This is a genomic window from Microcoleus sp. PH2017_24_DOB_U_A (genome assembly GCF_020738205.1).
Lineage (GTDB): Bacteria > Cyanobacteriota > Cyanobacteriia > Cyanobacteriales > Microcoleaceae > Microcoleus.
Genome location: NZ_JAEQCT010000155.1, coordinates 1 through 11,319, shown reverse-complemented (window position 1 = coordinate 11,319; position 11,319 = coordinate 1). Strand labels below are relative to the sequence as shown.

Here is an 11,319-nt window from a genome sequence, read left to right as displayed (position 1 = left end):
TTTATTCCTGTAGTTTTAGGACTGTGGACTAAAATTACTAACGTAGATGTCTAACATTGACTACTTTTGGGTAGCTTTGTCCAGGTTTTTACGAGCGGTCAATATTCATTGTCACCGGATCTACATCTGCCAGTATCGGTGTTGCTCCGGCGTGGACGATCGCATTAACTGTAGCGCAAAAAGTCATCGGAGTAGTAATGACTTAATCCCCGGGTTTTACCGAAGCAGCGAGGATGCTCAAGTGCAGTGCCACCGTACAAGAGTTGACTGCGATCGCGTGTTCGGAATCCTTGTAAGCTTTGAAGCCATTTTGAAAAGTCATGACTTTCGGGCCTGTACCCAACCAACCTGTTTTCATGGTTGAGACCACTTCTTGAATTTCCGCATCTTCGATCGCCGGAGCGCCAAAAACCAAGAAACGGTCTTTTGAACGAATAGGATTGTTATTCATGTTGGTAGTTTTATTCAATTAAGTAAATAGAGCTGATGGAGTGAAACTCTACTACCCTCAAATTTTCGATGACCCTAAAAATTGTGATTTTATTTGATTTGAGATGCTGTCAATTAATCCTGTTTCTTAACCCTGTGTATCTTTAACTTGTTTAGTCAAGAATTTTAGGGAATTCGTTGCCTAATAACACCTGTCATAGCACGAGATTAAATGACAGGCTGTTTTTCTGCAAGTCCCTAACTTTGATATGATTGCTCTATCCTAAGCCACATATTGACAGTTGACAGTTGACAGTTGACAGTTTGAGAGCGACCTCTACCCTTAAGTCCGAGGATTGGAGTAATGAATAGTCTGATTTTCATTTCTCCCTCAAAGGCTTGGGGCTTTCAACCAATTCTTTCTGGTAAAAGGTCTTGCCTGCATTTTTTTGCGAAATATTCCTTAACGAATAAACAGTTATACGGAGAGTATATTCATTTTTTTAGTAAACTATCGAACATCGATTCCGAGACTTCTTTGAGAGTCAAGTTCTACAGTTTTAAATTTGAGATTTGAGAATTGGGAATGACTGATTCTCGTCATGTTGGGAGTTTGCCAGCAGTTACATTGTTTTACAGTCGGGTTAAAAATCAGGCAAGTTTTGCACAAATCTAGTGTGACTGCGCTGTAATTTATGTAGCTTTAGAAAAATTGTGCGATCGCACAAATCAACCGCTGCTCACAAAATCCCCTACAATCTAGGCAGGCGAATCTTGTTTAAAATGTCTTGCAGCCGTTCTGAAGCGCCACCAAATTGTTCAGACAAAGCTACAAGTTTGCCGTAAGCTTCAACTAAGCGATCGCCCTCAACATTAACCTCTGGAGCAGGATAATTCTTCATCGCTTCCAGCAGCGTAATCTCGTTATCATTAGTTGCCGACAGCACCAAGGCCTCGCGCAAAGCTTCTCGATTTGCTTTCCCAGAAGGAGTGCGAATTACCTGACCCACTTCATCGAGAATTATTTCCCCAACTTTACTGTTGAGCGTCCGATCCAACAAGCTTTGACTAACTTTCACCGGTCTCATCAGACTGCGGCGAACCACTTCCGGGTCTTTTTTTGCCTTTCCCAGCAGCATTTCTAGCCCGGGTGACATTTTCCCAGTTTCTGCAAAAATTTCTAATTCGCTGACTGGTAAAGTCATTCGGATCGCACTGTATTTGAGGACTACCTTTTCGGCCGCCGCCGCCACACTGCTGTAAAGTACGATTCCCACACCTGCGGCTAAAAATAACGTCCACCGCCCTTTGCAAAATGACTTGCTCATAGTAAAATATTCCAACTTTTTTGTCTAATTAGACTTTGACACATTTGGCAATCACCCGCTCCTAGCAAAATACCCAACGCCAACTCTTCTATCAGTGAAGGCTGGCGCTGGGCTTAAATTTATTTAATATATTTAGGGTCTTTATGAAAGCTGACCCCAATTGAACGAGTTAGAAGCGGTTTATGATTAGGATCTTTAAATTTGCTGACCCCAATTGAACCCACCTACCTATAATGACAGGGATCGATCGCAAACCAGGGTTTCGTAATAATTTCTTTATAATTATAACTTTTCATTGCCTCAGGTATCTTGTTGTGTAGATTTGTAAAGCTTTGTTACTTGGACTTGGGCGATCGTGCTGCGGCGCGCTGCTCCAGGCGAAACAGGAACACCATCAGAGCCACGACTCCGACTTGGAGAGCAAAATTGGGTAAAGCAGAGCCAATTTCCCGGCCCGAGGCAATTTTGGCGAGGAAAACTACGCCGCCGATAAAGCCCGAAGCGCCACAAGCTACGTACACAAACTGTCGCAGAGGCCGGTAGGGAGTGGCCATTTCTGCGGTTAAACGCTCGTATTGTTGGCGGCTGAGGTTGCGGGGGTTTTTTGGGATGTAAGGGCGATCGTCAGAATTTGGGGCTGCCATAAATTTAGAGAATAGGTGAATTAGGATACTTGACAAAAAACTCGGTTGCAGGTATAATTATATGCTGCAAAATACTGCCCAAAAACCAAATTTTTGTGACTGGTGTGTCAGTCCAATGAATATTAGGTAGGGTACAACAAATATCTCACAAGTTCCGGAATAAATCATCGCTGAATCAACATCACAACTGTCTGCAAACAGCCGACAAAAACACCCAAAATCCCTCCTAAATTTACAATTCCCTGCAACTCACTTTTGACAATTCCCTGAATTGCTAGCTCCAACTCTTCGGGAGAAGTGCCTTTTACTCGATCGATAATTACCTGGTCGATATTCAAAATCGGGATAGCCTGAGCTACAATATTTTCTAAATCCCGCTCTAGATAGCGATCTAACACCAAAGCCAGTTCTTTGCTCACAATTTCTAGGGAAGCGCTCATCACCGCTGAAGTTTGCAATCGATTGAGAATCAACCGCGAAATATTTTCCCAGTCAATAGATTTGCTCAACCCGTCAAGTACCTCTGTACCCCGCTCCTGAACGTAGCTGCGAACACTGTCGCGCATAGTTTTTCGCAATTGTCTCACCGTCGAAACCGGTAAGTTTTGCATCGACAAATTTTGCAGCCATTCCTGAAGTCGCCCGCGAATTCCCAAGGAAACCGTTAACTCTGCTAGCCGCTGATTTGTGACTTGTCTGTCATCCAGACAAAAAGTCCGCAGCCGAGTTAAAGTGTTACGCAAACCAAACAAATTGGCTACTACCCAATAAGTGCCGCTGGTTTTTTCTCGAAATCCTTCGTCGATGATCGAAATATTGCGATCGGTCAAAAAGTCAATCAAAGCCTGCCGCAGCACTTCTGGCGGTATTACTACCTGCAACAGCCAATCAGACAACTGACCAGCTTGAGAGTCAGTTAGCTGAATTTCCAGCAAAACTTGGTCAAAAATTTGATTTAGCTGAGCTTCTAAAAAATCTTCCCGGCGCGCCAAAACTTTGAGAATTCGCGGCACAGATTCCCCGAGCAAGTCTCGCAGAATGTTAGCAAGAATTTTAGCAGTTTTTTGCTCTGTGTCTGCCTTTACTTGATCCAGGGCCAACTGCAACAGCCAGAGAATTACTGACTGCATCCGCTCAGTTTGAAGGAGGCGGCGCGCCAAGTTTTGCAGTTCCTGCGGCGTCAGCAGCGAACCCATGATTGTGTCGGAAATTCGCTTAGCCAAGCGCTCTTGGTTGCGGGGAATCAAGCCGGGAGTGAAAGGCAACTGCCGCCCTTTGATGTAAATAGCTCGATAGGGGCGGAACAGCATTTTGATAGCTATATCGTTAGTGAAATAGCCAATAATTCCTCCCACTACAGGCGGGGCTAACAACAGCCAAAGTTCAGAGGGATTCATCAATTATTGGGAAATTGGGAATTGGGCATGGGGCATTGGTTATTAGTTATTAGTTATTAGTTATTAGTTATTGGTTATCGGTTATTGGAAAATGGAACAACAAGTAACAAGTAACAAGTAACAAATAACTAATAGCAACTGTCAACTGTCAACTGTCAACTGTCAACTGACTAACACCAATACTCCCATCATAGCTCCGGCAATGGGATAGTGGGTGGCGGTGGCAAATCCGGCTTGGCGGGCGATCGCGACTTGCTGCTCGCCGATCGGGAATTTTTCTAAACTAGGATTAATGTAGGCATATTCTTGAGTCATGCCAAATTGCTGAGCAATGGGAACCACGAGAGTATCTAGATAAAACTGCTGAAAGCTCCGCATCAGGGAATTGCTGGGGCGGTGGAGGTCGAGAATAGCAGCCTTTGCGCCCGGTTTGAGGACGCGGTGCAATTCCTGAAGACTGCGGGGGATATCCGTCACGTTACGCAAGCCGTAACCCATGGTGGCGCAGTCGAAGTAATTGTCGGCAAAAGGCAAGTCTAGGGCGTCAGCTTCTACCCAGGTAATGGGACTTGCAGGAGTGAGAAAAGGTCGATCGCGCTTACCTGCAACGGCCAATTGTTCAGCAGAAAAATCTACTCCAAATACCGAACCGGTAGGCCCTGCTTGTTTTGCCAGCAGCAAAGCTATATCGCCGCTGCCGCAGCACAAATCTAAACAAGTATTTCCGGGGCCCGCACAGCTCCATTGCACCGTCATTTGCTTCCAAATCCGGTGCTGCCCCAAGCTTAACCAGTCGTTCAATTGGTTGTAAACTGGTGCAATTCGATTAAATATAGTTTTAATTTCTTCTGCGTTATTAGTCATTTGTGATTAGTTATTAGTTATTGGTTATTTGTGATTAGTTATTAGTTATTTGTTATTTGTTTGTTACGAATGACTGTTGACTGTTGACTACTAACAACTGACCACTGCTTTCCTAACAACTGTCAACTGTCAACTGTCAACTGTCAACTAATTAATCACCCTGAAAACTCGTCAATACCAAAGCAACTTGTTGAGCGGCGAGGTGAACTGTTGTGAGTTCGTCGGGGCGCAGGGAACAAGGTTGCTTCCACTGAAGGGATATCAGGGCGATCGATCGACCTTTGTGAATCACCGGAACAGCCAAGTGAGCTTGAATGCCCGATTTTTGGTAGTGTGGCAGACTCGCTAGGGCTGCGTCGCTGGCAATATTCACAGCACCCTGAATAGCTTGAGAGGAAATCGCTTCTAGAACCAGAGGGTCATCTGCCAGCCAATTTTCCACAGTTTTACCGCTGGTGTGAGTGCCTTGAGCCGGCATTAAAGCAGTGCCTTCGACCAGTTGCAAAATGCAAATATCAGCCAAAAAATTATCGCTCACAGCAATAGCAATTGGGTCTAAAGTTGCTTCCAGACTCGGATAATCCACAGCGGTTTGCATGATGGTTGCTAACAGTTGTATTTGATTTTGGGCGCGATGCAATTCCTCAGTCCGCTGCTTGAGAACTTCATAAGTCTCGGCCGCCTTTTGCACCACCATTTTCAATTCGTTCGGGTCCCAAGGCTTGGTGATATACTTGTAAACCTGTCCGGAGTTAATCGCATCCACCAAGTCTTCAATATCCGTAAAACCAGTCAAGATAATTCTGACCGTATTCGGAAACTGCGGCACGGTTTTGCTGAGAAATTCCGTTCCCTTCATTTCTGGCATCCGCTGGTCGGAAATGATGACGGCGACCTCGCCCTCAATGGCGAGGACTTCCAAGGCGCGAATCCCGCTCTCAGCTTTGAGCACGTTAAAATCTCGTCGAAAAGTGCGGTAGAGTAAATCCAGATTGTCTGGTTCATCGTCTACTACCAGCATTTTGGGTTTTTTTGGTCGGTGTAGTGTCATGAGCTGGCGTTTAATTTGATCGAGCTCTGGAATGGCATTATCCATAACAATACGATAAACTCCCCTTTGTAAATTTAGGCGAGCAACTATTCTGTAACAATAGTCTCATAACTCCCTTACCATAAATCTATCGCTCTCCCGCGACACGAGCCTTGCTAGTATCCAATTACACATAACTCAACGCTGATTTTTGATTCAATTATGACTGATACACCGCAAGATTCTTCCCCTTCTAAACCTGCACCCTCCACTGATGCTGTGGATGTGGAAAAGTTAATTCGATCGCTCCGCCGCAAGGAAGGCACCTGGGTAGAGTGGGGACAAGCCTGCACGGCACTGTTGCAAGCGGGCTGCAACTCTCAGCAGATTTTTGAACAAACTGGTTTTGAGCCTATTCAACAAAATCAGGTCGGCGTTGCAGCACAAGTTTACACCAGCATGGTCAATGCTGGTGCTTCGGATGAAGTTCGATCGCACTTTCTGCGGAAAGGTAGTGATATTTTATACGAATTTCGGATTCTTTCGCAAGCAGAGCGAGCCGGAGCGGCAGCTTTGATGTTGGCCCACAATTTGGATGTTGATGATTCCCGCCAAGTTGCTAAGGCGATGAAGGAGTTTTCGCACTTCGGGAGTCTCCCGCAGGGGTTCACAGACACTCCTGGGGATGCTGTAGCTTACCAGTGTTGGCAGTTGGCGAGACAAAAAAGCGATTTGCAAGAGCGATCGCGCTTAATTGCTCGCGGTTTAAAATTAGCTAGCAGCCAAACTGCTAGGGCGCAAATCGAGCAATTGTTGGTGGATTTTACTGTAGTTCCGAGACGGGAAGCGCCTCGTTTACCAGTTTACAGGCTCGATACCGAGGAACAACTGCCTCGGATTGTCCCGGTTGTAGGCAAATTGCCACTTTCTACGTCAGATTTGCTGGCAGTGCCTTTGCCGGAGGAAATCGAGCCGTTTCGCATGGTAAAATTTTCCGGAGCTGGAGCTTGGGTGGCGATTCCCGGATGGCAGGTAATTTTGAACGCGGAAGATCCGGTGGCGGTTTTGGAAATGAGCGATCGACTGCCGGTACCGCTGCAAGGTAAAGTTGAAGAAGTTTTGATTATTGCCGATCGCGCCCAAAGACAGTGGGATGCTGAGAGTTATTTCCTCGCCGATAACGGGGGGAATCTAGAATTGCAGTGGTTTGAAACATCCCCGCAGTTGTCGATTTTGGGGCGAGTTGTTTTGGTGATGCGTCCGAAGAAGATTGTGGATGAAGATTATACCAAAGATGGATGGCAAATTGACGATTAGTCAGTTGGCAGTTGACAGTTGGCAGTTGGCAGTTGGCAGTTGACAGTTGACAGTTGACAGTTGACAGTTGACAGTTGGCAGTTGACAGTTGACAGTCATTCATAGGGTGTGTCGCGAGCGAAAATTCCTAAACAAAGATTGACAATCTCACCGCGACGCACCTTATATTATCTGCGATTCTGAATTTGGGCAGGAGTTGCACAACTGTTACATTAAATCAAAAAGGTACGTAGTTGCGCTTTAGCGCTCTTTCATAGATATACGCAAAGAGCGCTGAAGCGCAACTACGTACCTAAAGATTAATCCGCCATAAGAGTAACTGTTGCGTTCAGAAGTGCTGGGAATGATATCAAGTGCGATCGCAATATTTCGGTGCTTGGTGCGTCGCTAGCTAATGACAAGTAAGAGTAAGAGGGCGGGCACGGGGGCACCGCCCCTACCAATGCCCAATGCCCAATGCCCAATGCCCGATGCCCCATGCCCCATGACTAATTTGTAGCAGGCGGTTTCGGTTCTTGAACTTTCGGAACTGAATGCTGTTTCTTAAATCGAATTATACCATAAGTCGCCGCCCCAATTACTACGAAATAAGGACTGTAAGCCAACAGCCAAATGCCCAAAGCAAACAAACCTAAAGTTAATTCGCCCACAGAATGAGTCGCTTGTCCCCAAGTTTCCTGCACCCGCAAGCCGAGAGAAGGTTCCGGTTCTTGCTGGGCCGAGACTGCTGCTTCTAGAGTTAAACTAATAGTCGAATAGGCTACTTGATTCCGCAAACTTTTTAACTGAGCGTCGATGCGCTCGATCGACTCCCGAATCGTACTCAACTGCTGAGAAGCTTTGAGTACGTCGCCAACAGAGCCGGATCGCTCCATAATTTTTAACACAACTTCCTCGGATTTTCGCAGGTTGCGGAGCCTAGCCTCGCTGTCAACTAATTGATCGCTAACATCCTCAGCCGTCAGCCCTCGGTTTTCGACACTTCCGAGTTTTGTTAAAGCATTTAAAGTAGTTTCTAACTTTTCTTGAGGTACCCGAATCTGCATAGTTGCGGTTTGGCGCACGCTAGAATCCGGCGGCTTTTGGTTTTGGAAAGCCAAGATATCGCCTTGCTGTTTTTTCACAATCTCGGTGACAGATTTAGTGCTGTTGTCAATAGATTTGACAACTACACTGAGTTCGGCTTTTTTAATCAGTTGGGGAGCAGTTGCTGGAGTTTCTGCGGCTGGTTTTTTTGCGGTGTCAGCAGCAACTTTTGACGCTGCGCCTCCGGGTGTGCTTACAGGTGCGGGTTCGGATTGGGGAGCAGATGCGGCAATTTGCTTTTCGGCGCTGCGGGATGAAGCAAAGCCGTTTGTGGAGCCGCTGGGGGAGGAAGTTGCACAGCTTGGTAAAGCAATGGCTGAGGATAAAGTTAAGAATGCTACAACTGCAAAGCGAGTTGTGCTGTTGTTGGCTGGGTTTGGCTGGTGTGGTGGAAAATTGGTTTTGAGGTGAGTTTTCATTGGGGATTTTTCCTATAAAAAGGCTTGGGTATTGAATTTTATGCTGGTTTTAATTTAAGCTCGCATAGATAGGGTTTGTTGAGCCGATACCAAAATGGAAACGGTAGAGTTAAACAGTTGACAGTTGACAGTTGACAGTTGACAGCGAAGTGATAAGAGCGGAGATTTAAACTCCGTTCTTATCACAATCTGCCTTCATGCTGGGGCTTCAAACCCTTGCTATTCGGTGAATTTTTGGGGATTTTTAACCGCAGATAAACGCGGATAAACGCGGATGTAATTATGACTGATGAATTTGATACTGATTTTAGTCGATCGACTGCCGAGATCGATCGCCCGAACAGCACTTTCTCCGAGTTAGATCCCGCCGCGCTTTTGGCTGCCGCTTGCGGTAAAATTCGCGACAGCTTGCGTGCGGGCCAGCACGAGATGGCGGATTGGGCGGGCGGCCCCCTTGCGGTTTCGGCGGTTCCAGGGGCCGGGAAGTCTACAGGAATGGCTGCTGCGTCGGCAATTGCGATCGCCCGCAACCGACTTAACAACCGCCGTCAGTTAATTGTGGTGACGTTTACGCGATCGGCTGCTGCTAATATTAAAGCTAAAATTCGGGAAAGATTGGCACAATTGTCTTTATACCAAGGCGGTTTTGCCGTACACACTTTGCACGGTTTAGCTTTAAATATTGCGATGCGCCATCCCGATTTGTCGGGTTTAAATCTCGAAAATTCGACGTTAGTCACTCCAACTCAAAGTCACCGCTTAATTCGCACTTGTGTAGAACTTTGGATCGCGGAAAATCCGCGCAGATATCAAGTTTTGTTGGAAGGACAACAATTTGATGGAGAAGAAACGGAGAGATTGCGGCGACAATCGGTTTTGCGGACAGAGATTTTGCCGCAGTTAGCTAAAACTGTGATTCACGAGGCGAAATCTTCGGGTTTATCTCCCGAAGAGTTATTAAAAATGGGCGATATTAATTCTGGCGATGGTTATGAAATTTTAGCGGTAGCCGGCGGTTTATATCAAAAATATCAGGCTTTGTTGAGAAGCCGGGAATTCATCGATTATGACGAGATGATTTTAGCAGCTTTGCGGGTGTTGGACAATCCGGGCGCCAGGGCGATGGAACAAAAGCAAGTATTTGCCGTGTTTGAGGATGAAGCGCAAGACTCGACACCTTTACAGACTGAGCTTTTGAAAATATTAGCTCAAGATCCCGATCGTCCTAATTCACCTCCTAATTTTATCAGAGTTGGCGACCCAAATCAAGCAATTAATTCTACCTTTACTCCCGCCGATCCGATTTATTTTAACCAATTCTGTGACGAATGCGAAGTTGAAAACAAGTTGGCGACAATGGACGGTGCAGGCCGCAGTAGCCAGATCATTATTGATGCAGCTAACTTTATGTTGCAATGGGTAAACCGCTCAGAATTAGCGGGAACCGAACAGCCTTTTCGATCCCAAACTATCAAGCCAGTTCCCAGCGATGACCCGCAGCAAAATGCCAATCCTGCCCCCATAGGTCGAGGCTTAGAATTGCATACTCCCCGCGATATTTACCAGACAGTTGAGTTAATTGGAAAGCGGGTAATTGAGTTAGTAGAGGAATTTTTACCTGCGGATTTTGTCTGGGAAAGTCACGAGCAAAATATTCAATCGGGCAGTGAATCGAGGGATGAAGAAAATCGCCCTAAATTGCCAGTAGAAAATCTAAAATCAATGGCTGTTTTAGTGCGGGAAAACAAACAAGGCAAGTTTATCAAAGAAGTCCTAGAAAATCCGGAAAAACACGGATTGAGCTGCGATTTACGCAAATACGGGATTAAAATTGAGGATGTCGGGGAACGAGACAGACATTCTCAAGTACCTTGGGAAATATTAACATTGCTGCAATTTCTCGATCGCCCGCACTCACCAGACTACCTGAAAGCAGCCTTAAAGATTTTGAGCGATCGACAACTCATCCCCAAACAAGACTACAATGCCTTTGCCACCAGCCCCGAACAATTCCTCTACCCAGGCCCGCTAGACCCCCAGCAGTCAGATCCAGTCCGCAAATGCCGTTATTTTTGCTGCGGTTTGCTGCAAGCACGTTTAGAACTGCCGCCCTACCAAATCATCTCATTCTTAGCCTTAGCCCTGCAATACGACCAAACAGAATTAGCCACCGCCGACAAATTAGCAGAACGGGTAGCAATCCAAACAGCCGGTAACAATTCAATGAGCAATATTTTGGGAGTGCTGGGCGAAATTGTTAGTTCAGAAAGATTTGAGCCTGTAGATGCAGATGACAAAATAGAAGAACGCTACACCAGCAAAGGTCAACTAACAATTATTACCATGCACAAAGCTAAAGGATTAGATTGGGATTGTGTATTTTTACCATTTTTGCACGACCAAACAATCCCCGGAAGTTTGCGAGTTTTGCCACAAACTAGATTTTTAGGAGATTTCACTTTAGCTGAAGTAGCGAGAGCTCAAATTCGAGCAAGTTTGCACGAAAAACATCCTTTACCAAATCTGGGCGAAGCGTGGGAACAAGCAGGTTATTTGAAAACAGCAGAAGAGTTTCGATTGCTATATGTAGCAATGACGCGGGCCAAAAGTTTGCTGTGGATGGCCGCGGCGAAGAAAGGGCCTTTTACTTGGAACAAACCCGAGAATTTGCAAGAGCAAAAACCTTGTCCGGTGATGCCTGTTTTGAAACAGCAATTTCCGGGAAATGTGATGTTGTAAAATAGATTTTTGGAACGAACCGCGAACTCCGCAAACTTGGAGAACAAAAGCTCGATCAAAAAAACA

The 11,319-nt window shown here is 45.8% G+C and carries 8 protein-coding genes and 1 pseudogene; 2 read left to right on the top strand and 7 right to left on the bottom strand.

What is annotated here, in order from left to right:
• Window positions 1-88 precede the first annotated feature (88 nt).
• The 6 genes and pseudogenes from JGK07_RS31120 to JGK07_RS31095 all read right to left on the bottom strand — a co-directional run bounded on the left by JGK07_RS31120 (window position 89) and on the right by JGK07_RS31095 (window position 5,758).
• Window positions 89-451 (bottom strand): annotated as a pseudogene (locus JGK07_RS31120) (DegT/DnrJ/EryC1/StrS family aminotransferase).
• Window positions 452-1,181: 730 nt separating this feature from the next.
• Entirely contained in the window at window positions 1,182-1,757 is a 576-nt protein-coding gene (locus JGK07_RS31115) for an alpha/beta hydrolase (protein ID WP_293184742.1), read from the bottom strand.
• A gap of 335 nt (window positions 1,758-2,092) precedes the next feature.
• On the bottom strand, window positions 2,093-2,401 hold the full coding sequence (locus JGK07_RS31110) for a DUF3493 domain-containing protein (protein WP_293184740.1): 309 nt from the start codon (window positions 2,399-2,401) through the stop codon (window positions 2,093-2,095).
• Between the two features lie 164 nt (window positions 2,402-2,565).
• Window positions 2,566-3,798, bottom strand: a complete 1,233-nt coding sequence (locus tag JGK07_RS31105; RefSeq protein WP_293184738.1) for a DUF445 family protein — start codon at window positions 3,796-3,798, stop codon at window positions 2,566-2,568.
• 162 nt (window positions 3,799-3,960) lie between these two features.
• Entirely contained in the window at window positions 3,961-4,662 is a 702-nt protein-coding gene (gene ubiE, locus JGK07_RS31100; RefSeq protein ID WP_293184736.1) for a bifunctional demethylmenaquinone methyltransferase/2-methoxy-6-polyprenyl-1,4-benzoquinol methylase UbiE, read from the bottom strand.
• Between the two features lie 151 nt (window positions 4,663-4,813).
• Window positions 4,814-5,758, bottom strand: coding sequence for a response regulator (locus JGK07_RS31095; protein WP_293184734.1), 945 nt, complete (start codon window positions 5,756-5,758; stop codon window positions 4,814-4,816).
• A 156-nt stretch (window positions 5,759-5,914) separates the two neighbouring features.
• Here JGK07_RS31095 and JGK07_RS31090 point away from each other — a divergent pair, with 156 nt between their 5' ends.
• Window positions 5,915-7,009, top strand: coding sequence for a RuBisCO accumulation factor 1 (locus JGK07_RS31090; RefSeq protein ID WP_293218952.1), 1,095 nt, complete (start codon window positions 5,915-5,917; stop codon window positions 7,007-7,009).
• 488 nt (window positions 7,010-7,497) lie between these two features.
• Here the strand turns inward: JGK07_RS31090 and JGK07_RS31085 are convergent, their stop codons facing one another.
• The gene (locus JGK07_RS31085; protein WP_293218950.1) at window positions 7,498-8,514 is read right to left on the bottom strand and encodes a DUF4349 domain-containing protein; all 1,017 of its coding nucleotides are present in this window, start codon (window positions 8,512-8,514) and stop codon (window positions 7,498-7,500) included.
• 282 nt (window positions 8,515-8,796) lie between these two features.
• Between JGK07_RS31085 and JGK07_RS31080 the strand changes: the two genes are divergently transcribed.
• Window positions 8,797-11,253, top strand: coding sequence for an ATP-dependent helicase (locus JGK07_RS31080; protein ID WP_293193648.1), 2,457 nt, complete (start codon window positions 8,797-8,799; stop codon window positions 11,251-11,253).
• The last annotated feature ends 66 nt before the right edge of the window (window positions 11,254-11,319 follow it).

Excerpts from the sequence above, each read along its gene's own strand:
- JGK07_RS31115 (WP_293184742.1), bottom strand. The coding sequence starts at position 1,757 with ATGAGCAAGTCATTTTGCAAAGGGCGGTGGACGTTATTTTTAGCCGCA.
- JGK07_RS31110 (WP_293184740.1), bottom strand. The coding sequence starts at position 2,401 with ATGGCAGCCCCAAATTCTGACGATCGCCCTTACATCCCAAAAAACCCC.
- JGK07_RS31105 (WP_293184738.1), bottom strand. The coding sequence starts at position 3,798 with ATGAATCCCTCTGAACTTTGGCTGTTGTTAGCCCCGCCTGTAGTGGGA.
- ubiE (WP_293184736.1), bottom strand. The coding sequence starts at position 4,662 with ATGACTAATAACGCAGAAGAAATTAAAACTATATTTAATCGAATTGCA.
- JGK07_RS31095 (WP_293184734.1), bottom strand. The coding sequence starts at position 5,758 with ATGGATAATGCCATTCCAGAGCTCGATCAAATTAAACGCCAGCTCATG.
- JGK07_RS31090 (WP_293218952.1), top strand. The coding sequence starts at position 5,915 with ATGACTGATACACCGCAAGATTCTTCCCCTTCTAAACCTGCACCCTCC.
- JGK07_RS31085 (WP_293218950.1), bottom strand. The coding sequence starts at position 8,514 with ATGAAAACTCACCTCAAAACCAATTTTCCACCACACCAGCCAAACCCA.
- JGK07_RS31080 (WP_293193648.1), top strand. The coding sequence starts at position 8,797 with ATGACTGATGAATTTGATACTGATTTTAGTCGATCGACTGCCGAGATC.